23 protein-coding genes are annotated in these 25892 nt (G+C 50.0%); 18 read left to right on the top strand and 5 right to left on the bottom strand.

Features of this window, described 5'->3' with window-relative positions:
- The first annotated feature begins 29 nt into the window (after window positions 1–29).
- The 3 genes from tal (at window position 30) to FN082_RS07615 (ending at window position 3102) form a co-directional block, all read left to right on the top strand.
- Window positions 30–983, top strand: coding sequence for a transaldolase (gene tal / locus FN082_RS07625; RefSeq protein WP_139536857.1), 954 nt, complete (start codon window positions 30–32; stop codon window positions 981–983).
- Between the two features lie 100 nt (window positions 984–1083).
- Window positions 1084–1671 carry a molybdopterin adenylyltransferase gene (gene mog / locus FN082_RS07620; protein ID WP_139536858.1) on the top strand — a complete coding sequence of 196 codons (588 nt, stop codon included), beginning with the start codon at window positions 1084–1086 and terminating at the stop codon, window positions 1669–1671.
- Window positions 1672–1791: 120 nt separating this feature from the next.
- Entirely contained in the window at window positions 1792–3102 is a 1311-nt protein-coding gene (locus FN082_RS07615) for an MFS transporter (protein WP_142981383.1), read from the top strand.
- Between the two features lie 46 nt (window positions 3103–3148).
- On the opposite strand, the gene satP is transcribed toward FN082_RS07615, so the two are convergent.
- The 3 genes from satP to FN082_RS07600 all read right to left on the bottom strand — a co-directional run bounded on the left by satP (window position 3149) and on the right by FN082_RS07600 (window position 4987).
- The gene (gene satP, locus FN082_RS07610) at window positions 3149–3715 is read right to left on the bottom strand and encodes an acetate uptake transporter (protein ID WP_004128752.1); all 567 of its coding nucleotides are present in this window, start codon (window positions 3713–3715) and stop codon (window positions 3149–3151) included.
- 119 nt (window positions 3716–3834) lie between these two features.
- Window positions 3835–4554: an acidic protein MsyB gene (gene msyB / locus FN082_RS07605; protein WP_139536860.1), complete on the bottom strand. Its 720-nt coding sequence runs from the start codon at window positions 4552–4554 to the stop codon at window positions 3835–3837.
- A 28-nt stretch (window positions 4555–4582) separates the two neighbouring features.
- Window positions 4583–4987 (bottom strand): DUF2541 family protein, encoded by a 405-nt coding sequence (locus tag FN082_RS07600; RefSeq protein ID WP_139536861.1) that lies wholly within the window; start codon window positions 4985–4987, stop codon window positions 4583–4585.
- A 382-nt stretch (window positions 4988–5369) separates the two neighbouring features.
- Here FN082_RS07600 and dnaK point away from each other — a divergent pair, with 382 nt between their 5' ends.
- From dnaK to FN082_RS07580, 4 genes are all read left to right on the top strand, one after another.
- A complete protein-coding gene (dnaK, locus tag FN082_RS07595) occupies window positions 5370–7286 on the top strand; it encodes a molecular chaperone DnaK (RefSeq protein WP_142981382.1) in 1917 nt (638 codons plus the stop codon).
- Window positions 7287–7373: 87 nt separating this feature from the next.
- A complete protein-coding gene (dnaJ, locus tag FN082_RS07590) occupies window positions 7374–8510 on the top strand; it encodes a molecular chaperone DnaJ (RefSeq protein WP_142462217.1) in 1137 nt (378 codons plus the stop codon).
- Between the two features lie 174 nt (window positions 8511–8684).
- Complete coding sequence (locus FN082_RS07585) at window positions 8685–9632, top strand: LysR family transcriptional regulator (RefSeq protein WP_139536864.1); 948 nt, start codon at window positions 8685–8687, stop codon at window positions 9630–9632.
- A 125-nt stretch (window positions 9633–9757) separates the two neighbouring features.
- Window positions 9758–10105: a phage holin family protein gene (locus FN082_RS07580; RefSeq protein ID WP_139536865.1), complete on the top strand. Its 348-nt coding sequence runs from the start codon at window positions 9758–9760 to the stop codon at window positions 10103–10105.
- Window positions 10106–10179: 74 nt separating this feature from the next.
- On the opposite strand, the gene FN082_RS07575 is transcribed toward FN082_RS07580, so the two are convergent.
- Together FN082_RS07575 and FN082_RS07570 are read right to left on the bottom strand one after the other, a co-directional pair.
- On the bottom strand, window positions 10180–10713 hold the full coding sequence (locus tag FN082_RS07575; RefSeq protein ID WP_142981381.1) for a glycoside hydrolase family 108 protein: 534 nt from the start codon (window positions 10711–10713) through the stop codon (window positions 10180–10182).
- Window positions 10714–10729: 16 nt separating this feature from the next.
- Entirely contained in the window at window positions 10730–11173 is a 444-nt protein-coding gene (locus FN082_RS07570; protein WP_139536867.1) for a winged helix-turn-helix domain-containing protein, read from the bottom strand.
- A 390-nt stretch (window positions 11174–11563) separates the two neighbouring features.
- Between FN082_RS07570 and FN082_RS07565 the strand changes: the two genes are divergently transcribed.
- The 11 genes from FN082_RS07565 to FN082_RS07515 all read left to right on the top strand — a co-directional run bounded on the left by FN082_RS07565 (window position 11564) and on the right by FN082_RS07515 (window position 25845).
- The gene (locus FN082_RS07565; protein WP_142981380.1) at window positions 11564–13666 is read left to right on the top strand and encodes a glycosyl hydrolase family 18 protein; all 2103 of its coding nucleotides are present in this window, start codon (window positions 11564–11566) and stop codon (window positions 13664–13666) included.
- Window positions 13667–13756: 90 nt separating this feature from the next.
- A complete protein-coding gene (locus tag FN082_RS07560) occupies window positions 13757–16807 on the top strand; it encodes a chitinase (protein ID WP_142981379.1) in 3051 nt (1016 codons plus the stop codon).
- A 332-nt stretch (window positions 16808–17139) separates the two neighbouring features.
- Window positions 17140–17832 (top strand): winged helix-turn-helix transcriptional regulator, encoded by a 693-nt coding sequence (locus FN082_RS07555; protein WP_139536870.1) that lies wholly within the window; start codon window positions 17140–17142, stop codon window positions 17830–17832.
- A gap of 425 nt (window positions 17833–18257) precedes the next feature.
- A complete protein-coding gene (locus FN082_RS07550; protein WP_139536871.1) occupies window positions 18258–18800 on the top strand; it encodes a fimbrial protein BcfA in 543 nt (180 codons plus the stop codon).
- Window positions 18801–18885: 85 nt separating this feature from the next.
- On the top strand, window positions 18886–19566 hold the full coding sequence (locus FN082_RS07545; protein WP_139536872.1) for a fimbria/pilus periplasmic chaperone: 681 nt from the start codon (window positions 18886–18888) through the stop codon (window positions 19564–19566).
- 22 nt (window positions 19567–19588) lie between these two features.
- Entirely contained in the window at window positions 19589–22198 is a 2610-nt protein-coding gene (locus tag FN082_RS07540) for a fimbrial biogenesis usher protein (protein WP_139536873.1), read from the top strand.
- Complete coding sequence (locus FN082_RS07535) at window positions 22199–23206, top strand: fimbrial protein BcfD (protein ID WP_142981378.1); 1008 nt, start codon at window positions 22199–22201, stop codon at window positions 23204–23206. It begins immediately after the preceding gene.
- Window positions 23207–23743 (top strand): fimbrial protein BcfE, encoded by a 537-nt coding sequence (locus FN082_RS07530; RefSeq protein WP_142981377.1) that lies wholly within the window; start codon window positions 23207–23209, stop codon window positions 23741–23743. It abuts the gene before it with no gap.
- A gap of 9 nt (window positions 23744–23752) precedes the next feature.
- Window positions 23753–24277 (top strand): fimbrial protein BcfF, encoded by a 525-nt coding sequence (locus FN082_RS07525; RefSeq protein ID WP_139536876.1) that lies wholly within the window; start codon window positions 23753–23755, stop codon window positions 24275–24277.
- On the top strand, window positions 24270–24989 hold the full coding sequence (locus FN082_RS07520) for a pili/flagellar-assembly chaperone (RefSeq protein ID WP_139536877.1): 720 nt from the start codon (window positions 24270–24272) through the stop codon (window positions 24987–24989). Before FN082_RS07525 ends, FN082_RS07520 begins: the two co-directional genes overlap by 8 nt.
- A 10-nt stretch (window positions 24990–24999) precedes the next feature.
- Complete coding sequence (locus FN082_RS07515; RefSeq protein ID WP_142981376.1) at window positions 25000–25845, top strand: DsbA family protein; 846 nt, start codon at window positions 25000–25002, stop codon at window positions 25843–25845.
- The last annotated feature ends 47 nt before the right edge of the window (window positions 25846–25892 follow it).

The raw sequence follows: 25892 nt of genomic DNA, 5'->3' as shown, positions 1-25892 counted from the left end.
CTTAACTGCTGTTTAAGAGAAACACTATCATGACGGATAAATTGACTTCTCTGCGTCAGTACACCACTGTCGTAGCTGATACCGGAGATATCGCGGCAATGAAGCTGTATCAGCCTCAGGACGCCACGACTAACCCTTCTTTGATTCTCGGCGCGGCTCAGATCCCTGAGTACCGTAAGCTGATTGATGATGCTGTTGCCTGGGCTCGCGGCCAGAGCAGCGACCGCGCACAGCAGATTATCGATGCTTCCGATAAGCTGGCGGTGAACATTGGTCTCGAAATCCTTAAGCTGATCCCTGGCCGTATTTCCACCGAAGTTGATGCTCGCCTGTCCTATGACACCGATGCATCCATCGCGAAAGCTAAACGCATCATCAAGCTGTACAACGATGCTGGCATCAGCAACGATCGCATTCTGATCAAGCTGGCTTCTACCTGGCAGGGTATCCGTGCCGCTGAGCAGCTGGAAAAAGAAGGCATCAACTGTAACCTGACCCTGCTGTTCTCCTTCGCTCAGGCGCGTGCTTGTGCGGAAGCGGGCGTATTCCTGATTTCTCCGTTTGTTGGCCGTATCCTCGACTGGTACAAAGCGAACACCGACAAGAAAGAATATGCACCGGCAGAAGATCCGGGTGTCGTTTCCGTAAGCGAAATCTACGAATACTACAAGCAGCATGGCTATGAAACTGTAGTTATGGGCGCAAGCTTCCGTAACCTCGGCGAGATCCTGGAACTGGCCGGCTGTGACCGACTGACCATCGCTCCGGCGCTGCTGAAAGAGCTGGCTGAAAGCGAAGGCGCTATCGAACGCAAACTGACGTTCAGCGGCGAAGTTAAAGCGCGCCCGGCTCGTATCACCGAATCTGAGTTCCTGTGGCAGCACAACCAGGATCCGATGGCGGTAGACAAACTGGCGGAAGGTATCCGTAAGTTTGCGATCGACCAGGAAAAACTGGAAAAAATGATCGGCGATCTGCTGTAATCCCCGCATGTGGCCGACGTTCGTCGGCCACATTAAACTGTCTGCCTTGCTCCCCTCGGTGTATTATTCTGTTTATTAATACTGTTTGAACGGAATAATCATGAACACCTTACGAATTGGCTTAGTTTCCATTTCCGATCGCGCCTCCAGCGGTGTCTATCAGGATAAAGGCATCCCGGCGCTTGAAGAGTGGCTGGCCCGTGCGCTATCCACGCCTTTCGAACTGCAGACCCGTTTAATCCCGGATGAGCAGGTGATTATTGAACAAACGCTGTGTGAGCTGGTTGATGAGATGGGCTGCCATCTGGTTCTGACCACTGGCGGCACGGGGCCGGCACGCCGTGACGTCACGCCGGATGCGACGCTGGCCATTGCCGACAGAGTCATGCCGGGCTTTGGCGAACAAATGCGCCAGGTTAGCCTGCACTTTGTGCCGACGGCTATTCTTTCTCGTCAGGTTGGCGTTATCCGCAAGCAGGCGCTGATCCTCAATCTTCCAGGCCAGCCTAAAGCTATCGAGGAAACGCTGGAAGGCGTTAAAGATGCTGAAGGTAAGGTGCTGGTACACGGTGTTTTTGCGAGTGTACCGTATTGTGTACAGCTGCTTGAAGGGCCTTATGTCGAAACTAACCGCGATGTGGTAGCAGCTTTTCGCCCTAAAAGCGCAAGGCGTGAAACTTTATCCTGAATTTTATGCATTCCTGACATAAGTTGCATCACCTGTGGTGTGTTGTTTTATTTACGATATAGTGTTTTTAACTTTACACATTACGTAGAACATCTTCATACCTCTGGATGAATGCCCGTTATGTCACAATATAACCGACCTCTGAATCGACAGGATTATAAAACTCTGACGCTGGCCGCCCTCGGCGGTGCGCTGGAGTTTTATGATTTCATTATCTTTGTCTTCTTTGCCGCCGTTGTTGGCGAGCTGTTCTTTCCGACAGATATTCCTGAATGGCTGCGCCAGGTGCAGACCTTCGGTATTTTTGCCGCGGGTTATTTAGCACGACCTCTTGGCGGCATTATCATGGCGCACTTTGGCGATCTGGTCGGGCGTAAGAAAATGTTTACCCTGAGTATTTTGCTGATGGCGTTGCCGACGCTGGCGATTGGTCTGCTGCCGACCTATGAGTCGATGGGCATCGTGGCGCCGCTTTTGCTGCTGTTTATGCGTATTCTCCAGGGAGCTGCGATTGGCGGTGAGGTTCCAGGAGCTTGGGTTTTTGTCGCTGAGCATGTTCCGGAAAAAAGAATCGGTATCGCCTGCGGCACGCTAACTGCCGGCTTGACGGTAGGTATTTTACTGGGGTCGGTAGTGGCGACGCTGATTAATACTCACCTGACGCCGCAGGGCATTCACGATGGCGGCTGGCGTATACCATTCCTGCTGGGTGGAGCGTTTGGCCTGGTAGCGATGTATCTGCGCCGTTGGCTCCAGGAAACGCCGATTTTCCTCGAAATGCAGCAGCGTAGGGCATTAGCGCAGGAGCTGCCGGTTAAAGCCGTCGCGCTGAAGCATCAGAAAGCGGTTATCGTCTCTATGTTGTTGACCTGGCTCTTATCCGCAGGAGTGGTCGTGGTCATCCTGATGTCGCCGGTCTGGCTGCAAAAACATTATGGCTTTGCCCCGGCTATCACATTGCAGGCTAATAGTATTGCCACCATTATGCTGTGTATCGGCTGCCTGCTGGCAGGTCTGGCGGCAGATAAGTTTGGCGCCAGCCGCACGTTTATTATTGGCAGCTTATTTCTGGCCGCTTCAAGCTGGGCTTTCTATCATCTTTCCGGCGATAGCCCGCAGCGCCTGTTCCTGCTTTACGGTACGGTAGGCCTGTGCGTCGGCGTGGTGGGAGCGGTGCCTTATGTGATGGTGCGTGCTTTCCCGGCGGAGGTTCGATTTACGGGGATTTCCTTCTCTTACAACGTCTCTTATGCCATCTTTGGCGGCCTGACGCCGATTGCTGTCACTATGCTGATGGGGGTGTCGCCGATGGCGCCTGCCTGGTACGTGCTGGCTCTGTCGTTTATGGGATTGGGTCTGGGAATTTGGCTACGTCAAGGGTTGGATAAACAGGCTGCTGCGCCGGAAGGTGAGCTGCAGCGCCTGCCTTAAATCAATGCGCTTAACTTTGCCGCCCAAGGCCGGGCGGCGAGGTTAATTAATGCTTTTCGCCGATAGGCAGAACGGTACGACCAAACTGCTCGTTCAGTACTTCACCCATCGCCAGATAAATAGCGCTACCGCCGCAGACCAGGCCTACCCAGCCAGCAATCTTCACAATGCCTTCGTTATCAGCCAGGTGGCCGATCGCCAGCAGAGCAAACAGTACGGTCAGGCTCAGGAAGACAAACTGCAGCATGCGCGCGGCTTTCAGGGTGCCAAAGAACATGAACAGGGTAAAGACTCCCCACAGCCCAAGGTACATGCCGAGGAAGTGTGCGTTAGGCGCTTCTGCGAGGCCCATTTTCGGCATCAGAAGAATCGCGACCAGCGTCAGCCAAAAAGCGCCGTAGGACGTAAATGCGGTCAAGCCAAAGGTGTTACCCTTTTTAAACTCCAGCAGGCCGGCAAAAATCTGCGCAATGCCGCCGTAAAAAATGCCCATCGCCAGGATAGCTACATCGAACGCGAACAGGCCGCTATTCGCCAGGTTAAGCAGAATAGTGGTCATACCGAAGCCCATAAGGCCCAACGGTGCCGGATTAGCCAACTTAGTGTTGCCCATAATTCCTCAAAATAATGATTAGAAAGGGAAGCATTACCCCGTCACTTGGCGACGGGGCGCGGCATAATAATGAGGAGTCGCAGCACTGTCTATGATCTGGCGGGGTATTTTTCACCAATTTATTCTTCTGCCCGATGAAGGTTAGCCATTCGCCTTAAACAGGCTATGTGCAGCACCGCCGGAATTGTGACCCGGTATGCGCTGCCGCTAACGGCTTTGACGCCATTGAACGCTGCGCCAAGGGGACCGCCCAGCCCAGCACCGCGCACTAATCCGTGACCAATGACGCTGACTGCAGCATGGGTTCGCAGAATCTTCGTTAATCGAGCGTCAAGAAGATGCGAGACTCCTTGCGCCAGCTTATGCGTCTGGAGCAGGTGGGGCAGTAGTTCCTTCTGCTCTTTGACCCGACACTCCACGGCAGTGAAGAAGTCGGCCTTTTGCTGGTCATCCATTTTCTTCCAGCTATGTTCCAGGAAGTGTTCCAGGAGCTGTTGCTCTATTTCGAGGGTCGATGTGTGTTTATCCGCTTTGACTTTTAGCCTTTTGCAGACATCCAGCAAGATTTCCCGATAGAACTTGCCGTGGCGGCGAAGCGTGTTAGCGATGCTATCGCCACCAAAGTGCTGAAGCTCCCCGGCAATCAGCTGCCAGTTACGACGATAGCGTTCAGGATGGCCTTCCATCGCCTGAAAAATTTCATTACGTAATAACGTGCTGGAAAGGCGCGGTTTCCCATTTTCGTTATGGGTCAGAATATGCGTAAATGTTGCCAGATGCTCTTCACTACATTGATGAAGAAAAGAGAGGTCTTCATCTTCCAGATAATTAATTTTCATAGCAGCTTATTTAACGTCATCAGTGATATTAATCGTCACCGATAATTTTTAGAGAGGCCATATCGGAAGAGTTTACGGTATGACCAGAAAAGGCGATTTTTTTAACGCAACGTTTGTTGTCGTTGTCGCTATTAATGTTTATCCAGCTGGTGGTCGTGCCTTGTTTAATGGTTGATGGGACGTTAAGGCTTTGGCTGGCGCTATTGCTGGCTTTGAAGTACACCGTTGCGCCGGATAGCTGGACGTCACCACGGTCGGCGGTGAGTTGGATGCGTTTAATCACCCGGCAAACGGGGAGTTTCAGGGTGAGATCGTTCGTTTCATTTCGTGGCATGGCGACCACGCCTAAAATTTTATGGTCATTAGCCGATGCTGATGTTATTAAAGCGATGCTTAAAATTAATCCAGTTGACATCTGAATTAGTGATTTCATGATGATTTTCCAATTGTTTAATTTGTTTTTCTGGAAAATATTTTATCACCAGGACTTTATTGTCTTTAGCGCGTAATCATTGCGGATTATGTCAATGATTATGTGAATGGGTTTGCTTTAATTATTTTTATTGATTATGCGTTGTTCGGTTCTAGGCCTTTTTCCGGTCTTGTCCGGATGCACGACAGGGCCTGGTAGCGCAATCAGCGCAAAATTTTTTTGCGTTCCCCCCTTGATGAAGCGGTAGGCGACCCCATCTTGTAGTCAACCGCAGTGAATGAACCTGAAAAAAAATGATGTTCGGGCAGTTGAAACAGCACGTTTCGCCCTTATTACTGGTTCACAACCACATGTTGACTGAATTTTTAGTGGAGACGTTTAGATGGGTAAAATTATTGGTATCGACCTGGGTACTACCAACTCTTGTGTAGCGATTATGGATGGCACTACTGCACGTGTGCTGGAGAACGCCGAAGGCGATCGCACCACGCCTTCTATCATTGCTTATACCCAGGATGGTGAAACTCTGGTTGGTCAGCCGGCTAAACGTCAGGCAGTGACAAACCCGCAAAATACCCTGTTTGCGATTAAACGCCTGATTGGCCGCCGCTTCCAGGACGAAGAAGTCCAGCGTGACGTTTCTATCATGCCGTACAAAATCGTTGCCGCAGATAATGGCGACGCATGGCTTGATGTGAAAGGCACCAAAACCGCACCGCCGCAGATCTCTGCTGAAGTGCTGAAGAAAATGAAGAAAACGGCTGAAGATTACCTGGGTGAACCGGTAACTGAAGCGGTTATCACCGTACCTGCTTACTTTAACGATGCTCAGCGTCAGGCTACCAAAGACGCCGGCCGTATCGCAGGTCTGGAAGTCAAACGTATCATCAACGAACCGACTGCTGCTGCGCTGGCATACGGTCTGGATAAAGAAGTCGGCAACCGTACTATCGCGGTATACGACCTCGGTGGTGGTACTTTCGATATCTCCGTTATCGAAATTGACGAAGTTGACGGCGAAAAAACCTTTGAAGTTCTGGCGACCAATGGTGATACCCACCTGGGTGGTGAAGATTTCGATACCCGTCTGATCAACTATCTCGTTGACGAGTTTAAGAAAGATCAGGGCATTGACCTGCGTAACGACCCGCTGGCGATGCAGCGCCTGAAAGAAGCCGCTGAGAAAGCGAAGATTGAACTCTCTTCCGCTCAGCAGACCGACGTGAACCTGCCGTACATCACCGCAGACGCGACCGGTCCGAAACACATGAACATCAAAGTGACCCGTGCGAAACTGGAAAGCCTGGTAGAAGACCTGGTTAACCGTTCCATCGAGCCGCTGAAGGTTGCGCTGCAGGATGCTGGCCTGTCCGTTTCCGATATCCAGGACGTTATCCTGGTCGGTGGTCAGACTCGTATGCCGATGGTGCAGAAGAAAGTTGCTGAGTTCTTTGGTAAAGAACCGCGTAAAGACGTTAACCCGGACGAAGCCGTGGCAATCGGTGCTGCTGTTCAGGGTGGTGTACTGACCGGTGAAGTGAAAGACGTTCTGCTGCTGGACGTTACCCCGCTGTCTCTGGGTATCGAAACCATGGGCGGCGTGATGACTGCGCTCATCAACAAGAACACCACTATCCCGACTAAGCACAGCCAGGTGTTCTCTACCGCTGAAGACAACCAGTCTGCGGTAACCATCCACGTTATTCAGGGTGAGCGTAAACGTGCATCCGATAACAAATCTCTGGGTCAGTTTAACCTGGATGGTATCAATCCGGCTCCGCGCGGTATGCCGCAGATCGAAGTAACGTTTGACATCGATGCTGACGGTATTCTGCACGTTTCCGCGAAAGACAAAAACAGCGGTAAAGAGCAGAAGATCACCATCAAAGCGTCTTCTGGTCTGAACGAAGAAGAAATTCAGAAAATGGTTCGCGATGCTGAAGCGAACGCAGAAGCTGACCGTAAGTTTGAAGAGCTGGTTCAGACCCGTAACCAGGGCGACCATCTGTTGCACAGCACGCGTAAGCAGGTTGAAGAAGCAGGCGATAAACTGCCAACTGATGACAAAACTGCCATCGAGTCTGCGCTGACCGCGCTGGAAACTTCGCTGAAAGGTGAAGACAAAGCTGATATCGAAGCGAAAATGCAGGCGCTGGCTCAGGCTTCCCAGAAGCTGATGGAAATCGCTCAGCAGCAGCATGCTCAGCAGCAGGCTGGCGGCGCTGACGCTCAAGAGAGCAATGCGAAGGACGACGATGTTGTTGACGCTGAGTTCGAAGAAGTGAAAGACAAAAAATAATCGCCCTTTGAACGGGTAAAACACTGGCACGGGCGAAGAGGTTTCCTCTCCGCCCGTGCACGCATGTTAAGGGGCTGAAAAACACCAATGGCAAAGCAAGATTATTACGAGGTTTTAGGCGTTTCCAGAACAGCGGAAGAGCGTGAAATCAAAAAGGCGTATAAACGCCTGGCCATGAAATATCACCCGGACCGTAACCAGGGAGATAAAGAGGCCGAAGCAAAATTCAAAGAAATTAAAGAAGCGTATGAAATCCTGACTGATGCCCAGAAGCGTGCAGCATACGACCAGTACGGCCATGCGGCGTTTGAGCAAGGCGGTATGGGAGGCGGCGGCGGTGGTTTTGGCGGCGGCGCTGATTTCAGCGATATCTTTGGTGATGTCTTCGGCGACATCTTCGGCGGCGGTCGTGGTCGCCAGCGCGCGGCGCGCGGTGCTGACCTGCGCTACAACATGGATCTGACGCTGGAAGAAGCCGTTCGGGGCGTCACGAAAGAGATCCGTATTCCGACGCTGGAAGAGTGTGATGTTTGCCACGGCAGCGGTGCGAAAGCAGGCAGCCAGCCGCAAACCTGTCCGACCTGTCATGGCGCGGGCCAGGTGCAGATGCGTCAGGGCTTCTTCGCCGTTCAGCAGACCTGTCCGCACTGTCAGGGACGCGGTACGCTGATTAAAGATCCGTGCAACAAATGCCATGGACATGGCCGCGTTGAGAAAACCAAAACCCTGTCAGTTAAAATTCCGGCGGGCGTTGATACCGGCGACCGTATTCGTCTGGCTGGCGAGGGGGAAGCGGGCGAGCATGGGGCTCCGGCTGGCGATCTGTACGTTCAGGTTCAGGTAAAACAGCACGCAATTTTTGAGCGTGAAGGGAACAACCTGTACTGTGAAGTACCGATTAACTTCACCATGGCGGCTCTTGGCGGCGAGATTGAAGTCCCGACGCTGGATGGTCGAGTCAATCTGAAGGTGCCCGGTGAGACGCAGACCGGTAAGCTGTTCCGTATGCGTGGTAAAGGCGTAAAGTCCGTTCGCGGCGGCGCGCAGGGCGATCTTCTGTGTCGCGTGGTGGTTGAAACGCCGGTTGGTCTCAACGACAAGCAAAAGCAACTGCTGAAAGAGCTTCAGGAAAGTTTTGGCGGTCCGACGGGTGAGAAAAATAGCCCGCGTTCTAAAAGTTTCTTCGATGGCGTGAAGAAATTTTTCGATGATTTGACGCGCTGATTGCCGTTCATTTTCTGTCTTATTTCAAGCCTGGGCATTCGTGCTCGGGCTTTTTTCTGTTCCAACCTTAGCCTGGGTGACGACGAGTCATATAATTATTTATAGCTGCGGATAATTGATTTATTTTGAGTATTATCTATATTGCTTTTTTTCGTATTTAGAGGCTAACAGCGGATGGGATCGAAAGGTGCCAACAAGGATTTTGATTATAATTTAATCAAAATCCTTGACGCTGTTATTTCGGCTGGAAATGCAGCTAAAGCTGCAAAAAGACTAGGAATTACTCCCGCCGCAGTTTCATTGGCGCTAAGACGTTTACAAAGCTATTATCAGGAAGAGCTGTTTGTTCGCGGCAAAGACGGACTGCTGCCCACCGCAAAGGCTATAGAAATTCATCAAAATTTTCGCCAGGTGATGGAACTGGTGAATAACACCTTTATTGCTGATAATAAAAGTACCGGTGATGCTCGTATTACTCTTTTAGGTAGTGATATCGTTGAGGCTTATTATCTCTCTCAGCTTTATGATAGTGATATCTTTGACAGGATATTGCTGAGTCATTACTCCTCACGGAATATCTCCCGCGAGATGATGAAAGAGTTATTGCTCACAGCTGAATGTGATGTTCTGATTAGCACTGAGCCGCTGATTGCTCCCGGTATTGATAGTCAGATGATAGATAACTTCAAAAGTTTTGTCTGTATTTTCTCTGGAAGTCATATCTTTAGTACTTTATCACAAATTTCCCTTCATCAATTCTACTCTTCTCGCCATGCGATGTATCAGCCAGGGATGGCTTCTCCAATGATAATTAATGATAATGGTTTGTTTAAAGATGATCTGTATTATAAAGGTTCACGAATTATAGGTTATCGAAGTGATTCGCTTAATGGAATCATTAGCATGATTGAGCGGACCTCGTTAATTGCGTTGATGCCGCTAAAACTGGCGTTGTTCTATAAAAATCAGCGCAAGTATGATATTAAATTTGTTCAGCCACCACCAGAATTAACGTTTAAATCTATACAGGTTTATGCGTCATGGAGCAAGAGTAGCAAGAACATTATCGTCATTAATGAAATTGTCTCCATGCTACATACGCTTTCCTCATTCCGCCGCTAATGGGTATCATTTCAAACGATAGAGATAATATTGTTTGATTTGATGCCCTTTGATTTTATCTCTCATAGTGAAACTACTTACACTCTTATAAAGAAACGTTATCCACCTTAATCAAGGAGTGTATTATGTCTATCCCTAACCATTTGGCGACAACGGAAGTCGTGCTACTGGAAGTTGAAATTTTAATCACAATTATTGCCACCGGAGCCTGGGGTGGATTTGTCAGCTATCTTATTCGTAGAGATAAACAAGAAGGTGATGATAATTCCCATACAGGAATAATGCATTGTTTAACCCAGGTAGTCATCTCTTGTTTTACTAGTTTTCTTCTTAGCGCGATTGCCATTGAAAAAGAGCTTAGCTTCAATATGGTATTGTTGGCTGCTGGCTTAGGTGGCGTATTTGCTGGGCCTATTCTGAAAATTCTGGGTGAGAAGATTAAAAAAGCGCTTGAAGAGGCTAAAATTCATTAAGTGGTATTCTCAATATTGAGTGCTGATAAAAGGCTCATCCATGAGTCTTTTATTGGCGAGCTATGATAGCGGTGTTATGTCACTCTGGCAGTCATCCAGCCAAAAATAAACTCTTCATTTTGTTTGTTTTTTTCTGTTATATCCAGATAGTAAGCGCCCTGGCTACAGTTTAGAGCTTTCACCAAAACCTCTTCACCCTGTTGACCTCTTAATGTCAGGTAATGCTTGAGTGCGGCAAGGGTTCGAGGACCAATCTTGCCATCAGTTTGGATCTCCCGGTAACTTTTTTCTTCCTTGTTTAGCGCATTTAGCCAGCGCTGCAACCATAAACACGGATAATGTGGGCCAATGTTAACTGCAGCATCACAGAGCTCAAAAGAGATCGGATAAGAGTAGTTGGCTATTTGTTCAAATCCTGGTTTGATCCAGTAATCTTCTTCAAGAATTGAGAATGCTTCTGCTCGTGTTAGCTCGATCATATTTCCTGTATAACCATGGGCGCGAGCCGTTGCTTCAGTAATTCCCCAGTTAGTCGCCCCTCCTTTATCTTTAGGATTCAGGATATAACCGCCTTCCATTACTAAAATACCATCAATGATTGGGTTCATTTTTCATTTCCTTGAATTAATGAATATGCATGTACATCATCGTGCCTAATGTTACAGAAAATACGGTGGTTAACGCTGCCAGCGTTTTTCGGATAACCTGTCTTTTGCTTCCTTTCTTCTCACTATCCATTGCTTTGATAGAGATCTCTTTATTAACCTGAATTCCTTGTCGTGGAATGGTAATAAATAGGTCATTAATCCCTAGTGCCTTCAGGTCACGTCTGATTAAGTAGAGTATCTGTGTTAAATTTGCATCGTTAACAAAGTGACTACGGCTTCCCCATAACTCTGTGGTTATTTTTTGCCGTTCGATAATATCCATGCTGGAGTTTTCGATGATGAAGCTAAGGCACTTCGCTCTCATTGCTGTCATTTTAATGACCTGTGAGTTTGAGGTGGTTCTCAGTTCATACTTTCCTTCGTTATAAACGCAATTGTTATTGATGAGATAAGTTTTCATATCGTCGTCCTTTAGATATATACATCCTGATTGTCTGTGTTGAATATATTGTACGAGAATTGTCTTAATCCATTATTTGTCATCGGTATTATTGTATTGTTATTTGAAGGTGAGAGCATAATCACATTATCTCGTGTTAATTAAATGATGTTTAACTGGGTGATAAGTGATGTTTAAGATGCTGCTCATTTTTTACACGCGACGTTGATGAGATACGTAAATAGGCTGATGGAAATACGACTGAAAACATCATTCGAACATCATGAGAATAATTTTCCCGATGTTCTGAATTTGTGATGATTGGTGATTAGCCATTATCTCGAGAGCATTGGATTATTGGTCCCGCAGAACGAACTGCGACAATTTTTCAAACTTAAAAGGAAATTAAAAATGGCTACTAGCAAACTGATTCAAGGCGATACTCTTACCGAAACCAGCAATGCTGCCGATGGTTTTAACCCAGCAAAAGAAGTGAGCGCGTACAGCTATACTTCTGCACGTGTCGCGAAGCCGGTCTATAACAAATACAAAGCTTCTACGACTAAACCAAAAGTATTCGGTTACTACACCGACTGGTCTCAGTACGATGGTCGCCTGCAGGGAGATGATTCGAAAGATAACCGTGGTCGTGGTTACGATCTGACTAATGTTTCTCCAACGGCATACGATAAAATTATCGTCGGTTTTGTTGGCGTGACCGGTTTCCACAAAGTTGACGGTCTGTCTCGCGATGTTGTTGCTGAAGGCGCAGATCTGTGCGGTAAAGTTCAGTACGAGCCGACTTTCCTCGATCCGTGGGGCGATTTCCAGTCCTACGTGAACGTTGGTCATACCGAGAGCGGTTGGGATGTTGATCCGAAAACCGTCACTCAGACTAACACTAAGGGTCTGCTCGGTGGTCTGCGCGATCTGCAGGCAAAAGCAAAAGCACAGAACCATGACCTGGTGCTGTCCATGAGCATCGGCGGCTGGACCATGAGTAACGGTTTCCACGAGACCGCTGCTTCTGATTCCGCTCGTAAAATTTTCGCCAAAGGCGTAGTGAAACTGTTCAAACAGTTCCCGATGTTCAGCGAAGTGGATATCGACTGGGAATACCCGAACGCGGAAGGTGCCGGTAACCCATGTGGTCCGGAAGATGGTGAAAACTATGCGCTGCTGATTGCTGAGCTGCGTAAACAGCTGGATTCCGCTAGCCTGAGCAATGTGAGAATCTCTATCGCCAGCTCTGCGGTCGTGACTACTTTCGGTTACTCCAATGTGAAAGCGCTGCTGAACGCCGGCCTGTATGGCATCAACCTGATGACCTATGACTTCTTCGGCACGCCGTGGGCTGAAACTATCGCGCACCACACCAACCTGAAAGCCATCGAAGAAGGCGGCTGGGCGGTCAACACTATCGTTGAGCATCTGCTGTCCGAAGGCTTCCCGGCTGACCGTATCAATGTCGGTTACGCAGGCTACACCCGTAACGGCCGCAACGCTGAGCTGGAATCCCTGTCTCCTCTGAAAGGTACCTATAATGCAGGTACTGGCGACACCACTGGTACGTTTGAATCCGGTACCAACGAATGGTACGACGTGATTTACAACTATCTGGATCTGGAAAACCAGAAAGGCCGTAACGGCTTCAACGTCTACACCGACCAGGTGGCTGACGCCGACTACCTGTACAACCCGGAATCCAAGCTGTTTATGTCCCTGGATACCCCGCGCGCTGTAAAAGCCAAAGGCGAATACGCAGCGAAACTGGGCCTGGGCGGCATGTTCACCTGGACTATCGATCAGGATAACGGCGTGCTGGTTAACGCCGCACGTGAAGGTCTGGGTTACGAGATTTCTTCTGAAGTTGTCGATATGGATCCGTTCTACTTCGAAGGCATCAACGTAGAGAAAGATGAAGAAGAAGAAGAAACCACGACTGATGTAAACCACGCGCCGAAAGCGGCAATTGAACTGCGCGTTGTTGGCGGTTCCACTGTACAACTGTCTGGTGAAGGTTCATCTGACGAAGACGAAGATGACATTACCTACAGCTGGGGCGTTCCTTCTGAAATCACCGTTGCGGATAAAACTCTTGCCGTGATTGAGTTCGTTGTACCAGAAGTTTCTGTAAAAACGGCCTTCCAGTTCACTCTGTTTGTTCGCGATACCTGGGGTGAGCCGTCAACTCAGCAGCGTTTCGTGCTGACCGCAGCCCCGGCAGCATCTCAGGTTCAGCCTGAGCCGGAAGAGGAAGAAGAGGAAGATACCGTTGTTCCAGTAGAACCTGAAGAAGATACCACCCCGACTGATGATGAGACCTCATCTGATGCGGACACCACACCTTACGCGCTGTGGGATACAAACACCGTTTATGGCGGAAGCTGGGGTACTTTCGAAATCGTGAGCTGGAATGGTCATAACTACCAGGTGAAATGGTGGTCTCAGGGCCAGCAGCCAGACCTGAACTGCGCTTCTGGTGAAGCATGGACTGACCTCGGTGCTTACTAATATTTTTCATTAAACGAAAAATATTGGGCTCCATAACCAAGCCCCGGTTTCCGGGGCTTTTTTCCACCAAGGGAATGAGGAATTTCGGCGATGACCGTTTCGATTAAAAACAGTCCGATTGATGTAAACAGCTGGTATCAAAAAGTCACTTTAACCATCACCAATGAAAATAGCCGCGCCGTGGATATAAATCATGCGGCAATCGGCTTTACCGGATCTGGCCACCAGGATCCGTGGGGAAACTTTGGCGGCACCCTGAAAGGCGATATGCCGCTAACGTTGAGCGGTAAGGCGCAGGGGACGCTCGATGTTAATGAAATTATTATTAATAACAGCAGAGAGCTGTTATTGCAGCCGGGTGAAAGCGGCACATTATTCTTCAGCTTTGCGGCCACTCAGGTTCCAGTAAAAATCTCAACGTTCACATTAACGTTAGCCGCAGCGGCACAGGATGAGACGGCTGATGAAGATGAAGATGAAGCCGAACCTGAAGTTCCTGCGGATGATGAAGTTGATGATGATGTCGAACCTGAAGCTGGTATTCCCCCCGAAGAAGAAACGGAAGACGAATCACCAGAGCCTGAAGGTCAGGATGATAATTCCGTTGTTGAAGGTGGGGGGATAACTATTGCGGCGAGTCAGTTGAGTACGAGCAGTTGGTATCAACGAATAACGCTAACATTGACCAACCTCTATTCACAATCTATCGATCTTAATCAACTCAAGCTGGCGTTTACCGCCAGCGCGCACCCTGATCCTTACAGCCCATTTAGCGGTTCATTATTAGGCAATAAGCCTGTGACCCTGGGCAGCGATGGCGGGTGGCCCATCGAGAAAAACACGATTACCATTAATAATGATGGGGAGCTCTTGCTGAAGGCTGGAGGCAGCGCCGAATTGCAGTTTTACCTCTCTGCTACCCAGACGCCGGTCACCATGAGCGACTTAACGGCAACGCTGGCACACGATCCCGGTCGTCAGGGAAAAATCGAGGTTAAATTTCCGGTATTAACAGAAAGCACAACGCTTAAGCCGACCATCGATCTACGTTATCCAGATGCGACTTCACAACGCTTTGCTGGCGAGTGGGGACAGTCATTAATCATCGCCGATCTTAGCGCTGGTGATTACGCTATCACCGTACTGGAGCTGTGCAATGATGATATGCGGATTACGCCAGCTGAATCGGCGTTTTCGCTCAAGCTTGTTTCCGGGGATGACTCACAAACCTGCCAGGTTGCCTACCAGACACCGGTACAGTTTGCTTCCGTGCGTCTCAATGTTGATGCCCCCGATTTTTCCGGCGCGGAAATGGTTGTTGAGTTGTGGTCCGAAGCTGGCGTATGCGAAAGGACGTTGACGCTACCCGTTAACCAAATGCAGCTGGTGACCCAACTTATGGCGGGCCATAGCTATGCGATTTGTTTGCAGCACACCATTATCAATAACCAGATGATTGCCACTCTCGCTCAACCGACCATTTTTACCCCTACGCAGGGGCAGGTGAAAGAGGTGCATATCGGTTTCCAGCAGACTGAGATTGATAGCAGGGATTTTGTCGAGGTGCAGGCCACTATACTGGGTTTGCCAGAAGGCGTGGCTCCTCAGCGCTATCTGTTCTGCTGCGGTCAATATCAATATACCCTGATGCTGGAGAGCGATACGCGTCAACAAACGTTGGCAATGCGTCTGGCGCCGGGTCAGTACAGCGTTATGGTGGATGACGTTTACGTTGCGGGAACGCCATGGCGCTGTGAGCTGGATGCGCCGTTGCGGCTGCTGAAAAGTGTTAACAGCATTACTCTGGAATTTATCCAGGGCGTGCCCTTGCAGGTCAAAGGCTGGCCGGACTATCTCGCCCACGGTGGGGTAACGGTGAATGCCGCAGAAACCGTATCGCTGTATCGCGACGTGCCTTTTAGCGCTTTGTTTAAATATGATGGTTTTGACGGCGGCGGCGATCCCATCCCGGCAGCGGAAGTCGATAAAAACGGCGACGGTTTCCTCGATTATGATTCTTTACCGATTCATAAAACCGTACCTCTGGTGAGAGAGATTGAACAAGAGGGCGGTCGTTCAGTGATGCCGGTGATGGTGGTTTATACCGCCAATGCCAGCGGCGGTAGTGCGCTATCCGATCTTCAGGACGGCCAGCGGCTGCGGAATCATTTTGGCAACTTTATCACCCAGTGTCTGGCAGCTCAGTCCTGGAAAGATGAAGAACACCCTGTACCCGCAACCTTTGTTCTGAACCCGGATTTCCTCGGCGCGATGCAGCAGGAGCCGTACGGCTATACCGCAGTACGTAAAGCGAATAGCGTGCAGGTTAATGTTCAACTGGCGGCAGCGATAAACGCTTTACCTGTTATTCCTGGGTTCAGCGCGCCGGTCTTGCCGGAGTTCAGTAACGATCTGTATGGCTATGTTCAGGCTATTAACTACATTGTTCGGCAGTTTGCGCCGGATGTGGCGTTCGGCTGGCAAACCAACGTTTGGGCGACGGGCACGGCAGATTGGGTGCTCAGAGCGAATGCCGATCCTGTGGCTCAGGGGACAGAGATTGCGAAATTTATTAATGAGCTGGGAGTTTATAGCGGCGAATATGCGCCAGACTTTATTGCTTTTGATAAATTTGAACGCGATTGCTTTAGTCCTGATGCATTGGCGCACTATGGCTGGAATGCAACATGCTGGTTTAACTATTTAGGCATGGTAAAACAAGCGGCTAAAGACCTGCATAAACCGGCAATGTTGTGGCAAATTCCTGGTGGACATATGCCTACCGTGGACGAAGGCACCAGCAAAATTGCGTCAGCGCATTTTGCCTCAGGCGGAAGCTTCTTTATGGGGGATGCGCGTATCGGTAGCGATATCAGTACCATTGCTTCCGACCTGCTGAATACGGTCGTCAATAGTGCGACCTATGGTGTGGAGACGGTAGGCGATTTTTTACGCCAGGATGATGGCTATGACTGGGGACAGATGCAGGCGTTGAACCTGCCTGACTACAATGTCTTCTCGGTGCTTTGGGGCGGAGGTTCAACGGTCAGCATTACTACTATTCACTCTAATGGGGAAGATGGCGGCTGGCTGGCGGAAAAGATGGTCGAGTATTACTCTGCACCAACGTACTTTAGCTAATATCGCAACATACCTCTCCATGTAGCGTGGAAAACAGTGCCTTACTCACAGTGATTCAGAGTGTGTAATATTCTGAATCACTGTTTTTTACATTGCTGTTTATTTCGCTGGGAATAATTTCACTTGTAATTTTATTCTCTTGTTAATATTTTGTTTTATGCTTGATTGTTCTTTGTTTGTATTCTAATTAAGAATTTACTTATTATGCTAAGTATTGCGTTTTTGTGCTTGAACCATATAGATATACTACTAAGTGTTTTTATTTATTATTAATTGAAGCTGACCGTTTGTGTGTATATCGTTGATTGACTTATGATTATGGTTTTATAAAAATGAAATTAGATGTTGCCGATAATGATAATGAGAATGGCTTGCACTCATATTTTTTCTCTCAGCAGGCTAAACCACATGCTGCACTTGACGCGCTATTCTCTGCGTTATGGTCATTTGGCCAACCTTTTTATTTGCAGCCTGGAGATGAGTTTTTTCTGAATTCCGATGGTCAACATAAAATAGTTCTGTTGCAATCCGGGATATTTTCATTTTGCCGCTGCGGCAGCAATTTGCATGTTTTATCTGCTTTCGCTCCTTCTGTTGTCGGACTCGTTGATAGCTACGGGGCTACCTATGGTGTTTCTGCCTGGCCTGAGCACTTCCTGATTGCAGAAACAGAGTGCAAAGGGCGTGCTGTTTCTCTACCTGACTTTATTAAGGTCGCCGATGAGTGCGACCTCTGGCACGATGTTGCGCGAATACTGGCCTATCGTCTGATGGTAATGAATGTGCGGGATGGTGAGCTGGTTGGCGTGGATTCTTATCTGAAGGTGAGATCGTTATTAATAGAGCTTTGGGCCTATGCGAGTGAGTATCGGCAAAGTATTAACGTACTTAACTTCATTCAACGACGAACGGGAATATCCCGTAGCCGCACGATGAAGCTTCTTTCTGAACTTAAGAAGGGTGGTTATATTAATATCGAAGGCGGACGGCTGTTAGATATGAAAAAGTTACCAATGGCTTATTAAGTAACCAAAGTCAGGGGTGTTTTTTACATTATTTAAACACCCTCTTAAACATGCTGCTGATTTTAATGATGAACACAGAATGACGCATGTATTAGAAACCATGTCAATAGTGCTTATGGCGTAGATGATGTCTTATTTTTAGTTTCTTTATAAAACATGCAGTTATATGTGGTCCTATAAAAACAGCGACTGATGATTGCAACTATTCGTTCTATTCATAATAATTGATCAATGTCAGAGTATTCATTTTGGGGAAAACCGATTTTTGGTGGGTAAATTAATTCGTTATTAATTACGTTGATATTTCCATGTGGCATATAAAATCCAAAATCCCCAAAATCGTTCTGGCGAAAGCGATTGCCCGACGATGCCTGATATTTTTCAAATTATAACACTAATTTTTTATTAAATTTAAAAGGGTTTGTATGAAAAAGCATGTATTAGCCATGGTTGTGACCGCTATTGCTGCGGGCAGCATGATGTCCTCTGCATTTGCAGATACTGCGACCGTATCCGGTGGCACCGTTAATTTCGTCGGCCAGGTTGTGAATGCCGCCTGTTCTGTTTCCGCTGATTCTGTTGATCAAACGGTTACCCTAAGCCAGGTTCGCGCCAGCAAATTAACGGCAGCGGGGATGACCGCGAATCAAAAAGAAGATTTCTCTATCAAGCTGGAAGATTGCGACACCACGGTAAGCCAGGAAGCTGCGGTTATTTTTAATGGTCAGCAGGACGGTACGCTCTCTGGCTCCCTGGCCAACACCGCTGGTGCTGGCGCGGCGACCAACGTTGCTCTGCAATTGTATGGTCCGGATGGTCAGACGCTGAATATTGGCGATACTTCAGGCACCGTGACCTTAATTAACGGCGAAAACGTTGTCCCACTGAGCGTGGATTATATTGCCACCGGCGCGGTCGTCGCAGGCAATGTTTCAGCAACCGCGACCTTTAGCATGGTGTACTCCTGATTTTTTTAACGTCTCTTCCGTATATGTCGTACGGAAGAGACGTTATGTGCGCATAGCGAACCGAAATCTTCTGAAAATGTAGACAATGATTAAAAGAACAATACCGATTTTAGCGCTGCTGCTGGCCTTTTGGGGGAGCGTAAACCTGGCCTGGGCCGGTGGCATTGCGCTGGGCTCTACACGAGTCATTTATCCGCAGGGGAGCAAGCAAGTCTCTCTTCCCGTGATTAACTCCTCTGATAGCAATGTCTTCTTAATCCAGTCATGGATCTCGAATGCTGACGGTAGCCGGACGTCTGATTTCATTATGACGCCACCGCTATTTGTTATTCAGCCGAAAAAAGAGAATTTGCTGCGAATTATGTACGTTGGACCCTCTTTGCCAACCGATCGGGAAAGCGTTTTTTATCTCAACAGTAAAGCTATCCCCTCGGTAGATAAAGCCAGGCTGGCGAGCAACTCTTTGCAAATTGCGACTCAAAGCGTAATTAAAGTTTTTATCCGACCGAAGAATTTACCCGTTCTGTCGACAGATGCCCCTGGCCTGCTTCGTTGCCATAGCCAAAATGGCCGAATCACGATAACGAACCCCTCTCCCTACTATGTTTCACTGGTAGAAATTCATGCTGGAAGCCAGAAACTTCCTAATACGATGGTCGCGCCAAAAGGCGAGCTGACTTTAAAGAGCGCAGAGAGCCAACTGTCGTTTCAGACGGTAAATGACTTTGGTGCGACAACGCCAGCACAAGCCTGTCAGAGCCGTTAATACTGTGCCGGAAATCGCTGCAATGAGGCCTCATTCACCACCCGTCAGTAAACCGGTCTTGATGGGGCTGACTCTCACTTTAGTGAGCGTCATGGCGCTGCCGAAGAGCTGGGCGGACAACTATTTTAATCCCGCATTTTTATCCGACGATCCGTCAAAGATCGCCGATCTTTCGCGTTTTGAAGGCAACAGCCAGGCACCCGGCGTCTATCGGGTAGATGTGTATCTGAACGGCGCTTTTCTGGCAACCCGTGATATCGCCTTTCATGCTGTAAAATCCCCAACGGCGACCCAGGCTTCAGGCGATGATACTGGACTTAGCGCCTGTCTGACGCCAGACATGCTCAGCGAGATGAAGGTCAATATTGAGGCCTTTCCGACGCTATTGAAACCGGGATCCGATGGGTGTGCGGATATCGCCGCCGCGATTCCGGCGGCTTACTCGCGGTTCGATTTCACCCAGCAGCGCCTGAATATCAGTATCCCTCAAGCGGCGATGAAAAATAGCGCCAGAGGTTATATCTCGCCGAAATACTGGGACGAGGGGATCAATGCGCTATTGCTCAATTATACGTTTACCGGCGCAAATAGTCGGGACCGCAGCGAAGGCGGCGTGAACGATAACACCTGGTTTCTTGGTCTGAATGGCGGGCTGAATCTGGGAGCCTGGCGTTTACGTAACTATTCAACGTGGAACTACAACAGCACTAATGAGAACAATAAAAGCGACTGGCAGCATATCAGCACCTACCTGGAGCGCGATCTGGCGACGCTGAAAAGCGAGCTAACTGCGGGGGATAGCTACACGCCGTCGGCGGTATTCGACAGCCTGCCCTTTCGTGGGATCCAGCTGGCTTCCGACGACAATATGCTGCCTGACAGTATGAAAGGCTTTGCGCCAACTATCCACGGTATTGCCAAAAGCAACGCCCAGGTGACGATTCGCCAGAATGGTTACATCATTGACCAGCGCTACGTTTCCCCCGGCGCATTCACTATTAATGACCTTTACTCCACGGCCTCCAGCGGCGATTTAAGCGTTGAAGTTAAAGAGGCTGATGGCAGCACGACTCGCTATAGCGTGCCGTATTCTGCCGTACCGGTTTTGCAACGAGAAGGGCGCTTGAAGTACGCCGCGACGGTAGCGAGCTATCGTGGCGATAGCAGCCAGAAAGAGGATGTGAAGTTCGGTCAGGGGACGCTGATGTGGGGTCTGCCATACGGCTTTACCGTTTATGGCGGAACGCAGTTTTCTGCGGACTATCGTGCGCTGGCATTGGGCTCGGGCGCAAACCTGGGCGACTGGGGCGCAGTCTCTGTTGATATCACTCAGGCGTACAGCACTCTGGCGGATGACAGTAAACACCAGGGACAATCCCTGCGCTTTTTGTACGCGAAATCACTCAATAGCCTGGGAACCAATTTCCAGTTGCTTGGCTATCGCTACTCGACATCCGGTTTTTATACGCTCGATGATACGGCATGGAAAAGGATGTCAGGCTATAACGGGCCGGTCAATGAAGATGAAGACCAGCGTAGCTGGAGCGATTACTACGATCTTTATTACACCAAACGCGGCAAAATTCAGCTGAATATTTCTCAGCAGCTTGGTCATTTTGGCTCGCTTTACATTACCGGTAGCCAGCAAAGCTACTGGCATACAGATGAAAAAAATACGCTAATGCAGGTGGGATATAGCGACACCCTGGCGGGTGTTTCGTGGGGCCTGTCTTACAACCAAAGTCGTGCGCCTGGAGAAGACAAAAGCGACCAGCTTTTTGCGTTGAATATCTCGCTGCCGCTGAGCCAGTGGCTGCATCATGATGACGATATCACCCACAAAAATCACAATATCTACGCCACGCTCAGCACCAGTACCGATCGGCACGGTGGCGTTACCCAAAACGCTGGAATCAGCGGCACCGCGCTGGATCAAAACAATCTCAGCTACAGCGTGCAGCAGGGCTATCAGAACCATGGCGTTGGAGACAGCGGCTCCGCCAGTCTTGAATATGATGGCGCTCAGGGCAACGTGAACGCAGGCTACAACACCAGCGATAACGGCGATTACCAGCAACTGAACTATGGCCTGAGCGGCGGCATTGTGGCGCATTCGCATGGGGTGACGCTGAGCCAACCGCTGGGCGAAACCAACGTGCTGATCGCGGCTCCAGGGGCAGGGAACGTCAATGTTGACGATGAACCGGGAATTCATACCGATAGTCGGGGTTATGCAGTGGTTCCCTATGCCACCACCTATCGGCAAAACCGTATGGCCCTGGATGTGAACTCGATGGCCGACGATGTGGATATTGACGATGCCGTCATTAACGTTGTGCCTACGCAGGGGGCGCTGGTGCTGGCCAGTTTCAAGGCGCGGGTCGGTGAACGCGCGCTCCTGACGCTGTCGCATAATGGGCAGCCAGTACCCTTCGGCGCCACCGCCTCGACGGACGCGCCGGTGCAGGAAGCTATCGTCGGGGACGATGGTGAAGTCTATTTATCCGGCCTTAACCCGCAGGGGGCGTTAAGGGTGCAGTGGGGCCGCGAAGCCTCTCAACAGTGCCTTGTGCATTATCAACTTCCCGCTACCCGGCAAGCCCTGGTACGACAACATGTGGAATGCCGCTAAATGAAGAAACGCCTGCTATTTATCCTGCTGGTGGGATTGCTGCTGAGCAGAACTGGATTTGCTGACGTGTGTAAAAACAATAATGGTTCGCCTTCCAGCATTGATTATGACCTGAGCAAGATGCTGACGGCGGAGCAAAATCAGTCCGGAAATACGGTACAGTTGGCGGAGAGTCAGGAGGTGAGCGTTCAGGCTATTTGCCCTCTGAATTCTGCGCCAACGGGGCATACCTATCGCTCTTATGTCACCTCCTGGCCCATTGCTGAAACCAGCGGAGAATGGAAATACATCAAGCTGGATTCTGATTATCTCGAAGGGGCGATGCGTATTGAGGACTCGGCGGCAGGCGAGTTCTATCCACCGGCAAACTATGTCTATATGGGATATGACGACAGCGTGAATAACAACGTGCCGTTTCCCATTCACGATTCAAACCTGACTTTTCAGCTCAAGATCGTTAAACCCTTCGTCGGTACCGTCAATATCGCGCCGAAAACCATGTTTAGCGTGTATGTCACCACGAGCGCTAACGATCCGCTTAGCGATGTGGTTTACAACATTATTTACAGCGGCACGGTGACGGTTCCACAAAGCTGCGAGATCAATGCCGGGCAGACCATTCTCGTCGATTTCGGCTCTTTGTATAGCGGTGGCTTTACCCGCGCAGGCGAGAAACCGACGGGCGTCAGAAGTAAAAAATTCAACGTACCGGTGAAATGCAGCGGCGTGGATTCGCAGGTCAATTTGAGCCTGCGGCTGGTGGCGACTGCGGACACTCACGTCAATCAGGCTATCGCATCGGATAACCCGGACGTAGGCGTTATGGTTGAGACTAACGACGGCGCGGTGTTGACGCCAAACGATGCCAGCAGCGTAGAGCCTTTCGTCACTAACGATGCGGGAAAAGCCAATATTGTTCTACAGGCATATCCTGTCAGCACGACGGGAGAAACGCCTGCCGAAGGTGTGTTTACCGCTTTGGCTAATTTGCGGGTGGACTTCGACTAAATGAACGTGAAATGCGGCCTTTTATTGGCACTTCTTTGCTGGTGCTCGCTCTGCCAGGCTGATGATACCGGCAATAACCTGGAGTTTACCGGCACCATCGTCGCACAAACCTGCGATGTTGAGATTTCCAGCCTCAGCCAGAGTATCGACTTAGGTCAGTTTTCGGTTGAGGATTTTCCCTCAGCCGGAACGACGACGAAATTTAAGCCCTTTAACATCAACCTGAAAAATTGCTCGCGGGGAATTACCGGGACCAAAATCTGGTTTACCGGTACGGCGGATAGCGACGACCCGTCGCTGCTGGCGCTGACGGATACCGGCATGGGGAGCGAAAGTATGCTGGCCAGCGGCGTCGGCGTGGAGCTGCTCGACGAGGATCAGGATGACGTCAGTATTAATAACAGCGACTCGGTGGTTTATCCGCTGAAGGCTGGGCGCAATACGCTCTCTTTTTATATTCGCTACAAATCCACTCAACCTACCGTGACCTCCGGCAACGCTACGGCGGTGATGTATTTCGACCTGCAATATGAGTAGGAGTGCGCGATGAACAAACATCTCTATGTTGCCTGCGTGGCGTACTTCGCTCTGGCGCTGGGTAAGGCCGGGGCGCATGACGGGCGGGTCTATGTGACGGGCTCTATCACTGATAATACCTGCACGCTATCGCCGGATTCAGAGAATATCGATGTTGATATGGGAAGCGTGTCGAATCGGCAGTTCTATCAGGCTGGCGATGGTTCCGCCTGGCAATCCTTTGCTATCAATCTACAGAACTGCGGTAGCACAGTTAGCGGCGTCACGGTGAGCTTCAGCGGAACGGCGGATGGACGAAATACGGATCTGCTGGCGGTGACCGAAGGGGTGGACGATGCATCGGGAATTGGTATTGGTCTTTATGACAAAGATAAAAATCTGATTCCGTTAGGGCAGGAGAGCGAAGTGATGGCGCTTACGTCGGGCCAGGCTTCGGCAAATCTGCAGTTTTATGCTCGCTATATTGCTGATGGCGGCGTGGTTACAGCCGGAACGGCTAATGCTTCCGCAACGTTTATTCTGGCCTATGAATAAGTTTCTTTTTTATCTGTTTTTGCTGCTATCCGTTACGCAGGCGCGGGCTGGCGTGGTGATTGGCGGAACGCGTTTTATCTATAGCGCGCAGATGCCAACGTTAAGCATTCCGGTGAGCAACACCTCTGCTGACGACTGGCTTATTGATAGTCATATTCAGTCGGCCCAGCGCTGGCCGGGCGCGGCGATCGCACCCGTCAGCAAGCCCCCGTTTATCATCACGCCGCCGCTGTTTCGCCTGGCGGCGGGGCAAGAAAATACGCTGCGAGTCACCTGGACCGGCGTTCGGCTGCCTGCTGACCGGGAAAGCCTGTTTACTCTGAGTATCGCTGCAATACCGTCCGGGAAACCTGGCGTCAACAGCGTTCAGATGGCGTTTCGTTCCGCGTTGAAATTTATCTATCGCCCAACGGGCCTGACGGGCAATGCGCAACAGGCGTACCGACAGCTGCGCTGGTCGTTGATGCCAGATGGATTGACGGTACAGAACCCTGGTCCTTATTACGTCACGCTTTTCTTGCTCAACGTCAACGGCAATCCCGTCGATGCGGCGGGGGTTGTCGCCCCTTTTTCCACGCGTAAAACCACATGGTGCCGACGGGCAACCCGCTGCGCTGTGCGTTGGCAAAGTATCAATGATTATGGCCGGGTGCTGTCGCCGGTAACGGCAAACGTACAGCTTTCGCGCCACCCTTTTTACCCCCTGCAATGAGAGTTTCTTTATGTACTATTCATCTTTAAAACTGCCCCGTATGGCAGTGCTGGCGCTGGTGAGCGGCGCGATTTCATTACCGGCTCTGGCGGCTGATAACGCTCCGGCGTCGCAGCCAGGCCCTGCGGCGGAAGCGTACATTGTCAGCCACCCTGATAAGGTCGGTGAAGCGGTGGCGACTTATCTGGCGAATCATCCCGAATTTTTGATAGCGGCCAGCGAAACGCTGCACCAGCGTCAACAAATTGCCCAACAGCAGGCCTATACGCAGCTGGCATTACAGTACCAGGCTGAATTGTTGAGCAGCAATAGTCCATCGGTTGGTCCTGCTAATGCCAAATCCGCGGTAGTGATGTTTTTTGACTACCAGTGTTCATGGTGCAGCAAGATGGCTCCGGTAGTTGAGAGCCTGGTGAAAGCCAACCCGGATACGCGCTTTATTTTTAAAGAGTTTCCCATTTTCTCTTCTCGCTGGCCGGTTTCCGGCCTGGCCGCACGGGTTGGCGAGCAGGTCTGGCTAACCGATGGCGGCACGAAATATCTCGACTGGCATAACGCCCTCTATGCCACGGGAAAAGTAGAAGGGGCGTTAACAGAGCAGGATGTCTATGGTCTGGCGCAGCACTATCTGACGAAGGCGCAGATTGCTGAGGTCAAACAGGCGCAGGAGAGCGGCGCGGTACATGATGCGCTGATGATGAATCAGGCGCTGGCCCAGTATATGAACTTTAGCGGAACCCCCGCGTTTGTTGTGATGCCGCAGGCAAAAGCACCAGAGGCTAATCGTGTATCGGTCATGCCGGGTAGTTCTTCGCAGGACGCTTTGCAAATGGCAATCCAGAAAGCAAAAGGCTGAAGCGGGCTACAGGCTCCGGGGTGAGTATGCCCCGGTGAGTTCAAATA

Origin of the sequence: Klebsiella spallanzanii (genome assembly GCF_902158555.1) — a bacterium.
GTDB classification, from domain to species: Bacteria; Pseudomonadota; Gammaproteobacteria; order Enterobacterales; family Enterobacteriaceae; genus Klebsiella; species Klebsiella spallanzanii.
The sequence above is the reverse complement of the archived record's forward strand: the minus strand, read 5'-3'. Positions and strand labels throughout refer to the sequence as shown.

What these genes read in the sequence shown, in the direction of transcription:
- tal (WP_139536857.1), top strand. Translation starts at nt 30, where the DNA reads ATGACGGATAAATTGACTTCTCTGCGTCAGTACACCACTGTCGTAGCT.
- mog (WP_139536858.1), top strand. Translation starts at nt 1,084, where the DNA reads ATGAACACCTTACGAATTGGCTTAGTTTCCATTTCCGATCGCGCCTCC.
- FN082_RS07615 (WP_142981383.1), top strand. Translation starts at nt 1,792, where the DNA reads ATGTCACAATATAACCGACCTCTGAATCGACAGGATTATAAAACTCTG.
- satP (WP_004128752.1), bottom strand. Translation starts at nt 3,715, where the DNA reads ATGGGCAACACTAAGTTGGCTAATCCGGCACCGTTGGGCCTTATGGGC.
- msyB (WP_139536860.1), bottom strand. Translation starts at nt 4,554, where the DNA reads ATGAAAATTAATTATCTGGAAGATGAAGACCTCTCTTTTCTTCATCAA.
- FN082_RS07600 (WP_139536861.1), bottom strand. Translation starts at nt 4,987, where the DNA reads ATGAAATCACTAATTCAGATGTCAACTGGATTAATTTTAAGCATCGCT.
- dnaK (WP_142981382.1), top strand. Translation starts at nt 5,370, where the DNA reads ATGGGTAAAATTATTGGTATCGACCTGGGTACTACCAACTCTTGTGTA.
- dnaJ (WP_142462217.1), top strand. Translation starts at nt 7,374, where the DNA reads ATGGCAAAGCAAGATTATTACGAGGTTTTAGGCGTTTCCAGAACAGCG.
- FN082_RS07585 (WP_139536864.1), top strand. Translation starts at nt 8,685, where the DNA reads ATGGGATCGAAAGGTGCCAACAAGGATTTTGATTATAATTTAATCAAA.
- FN082_RS07580 (WP_139536865.1), top strand. Translation starts at nt 9,758, where the DNA reads ATGTCTATCCCTAACCATTTGGCGACAACGGAAGTCGTGCTACTGGAA.
- FN082_RS07575 (WP_142981381.1), bottom strand. Translation starts at nt 10,713, where the DNA reads ATGAACCCAATCATTGATGGTATTTTAGTAATGGAAGGCGGTTATATC.
- FN082_RS07570 (WP_139536867.1), bottom strand. Translation starts at nt 11,173, where the DNA reads ATGAAAACTTATCTCATCAATAACAATTGCGTTTATAACGAAGGAAAG.
- FN082_RS07565 (WP_142981380.1), top strand. Translation starts at nt 11,564, where the DNA reads ATGGCTACTAGCAAACTGATTCAAGGCGATACTCTTACCGAAACCAGC.
- FN082_RS07560 (WP_142981379.1), top strand. Translation starts at nt 13,757, where the DNA reads ATGACCGTTTCGATTAAAAACAGTCCGATTGATGTAAACAGCTGGTAT.
- FN082_RS07555 (WP_139536870.1), top strand. Translation starts at nt 17,140, where the DNA reads ATGAAATTAGATGTTGCCGATAATGATAATGAGAATGGCTTGCACTCA.
- FN082_RS07550 (WP_139536871.1), top strand. Translation starts at nt 18,258, where the DNA reads ATGAAAAAGCATGTATTAGCCATGGTTGTGACCGCTATTGCTGCGGGC.
- FN082_RS07545 (WP_139536872.1), top strand. Translation starts at nt 18,886, where the DNA reads ATGATTAAAAGAACAATACCGATTTTAGCGCTGCTGCTGGCCTTTTGG.
- FN082_RS07540 (WP_139536873.1), top strand. Translation starts at nt 19,589, where the DNA reads ATGAGGCCTCATTCACCACCCGTCAGTAAACCGGTCTTGATGGGGCTG.
- FN082_RS07535 (WP_142981378.1), top strand. Translation starts at nt 22,199, where the DNA reads ATGAAGAAACGCCTGCTATTTATCCTGCTGGTGGGATTGCTGCTGAGC.
- FN082_RS07530 (WP_142981377.1), top strand. Translation starts at nt 23,207, where the DNA reads ATGAACGTGAAATGCGGCCTTTTATTGGCACTTCTTTGCTGGTGCTCG.
- FN082_RS07525 (WP_139536876.1), top strand. Translation starts at nt 23,753, where the DNA reads ATGAACAAACATCTCTATGTTGCCTGCGTGGCGTACTTCGCTCTGGCG.
- FN082_RS07520 (WP_139536877.1), top strand. Translation starts at nt 24,270, where the DNA reads ATGAATAAGTTTCTTTTTTATCTGTTTTTGCTGCTATCCGTTACGCAG.
- FN082_RS07515 (WP_142981376.1), top strand. Translation starts at nt 25,000, where the DNA reads ATGTACTATTCATCTTTAAAACTGCCCCGTATGGCAGTGCTGGCGCTG.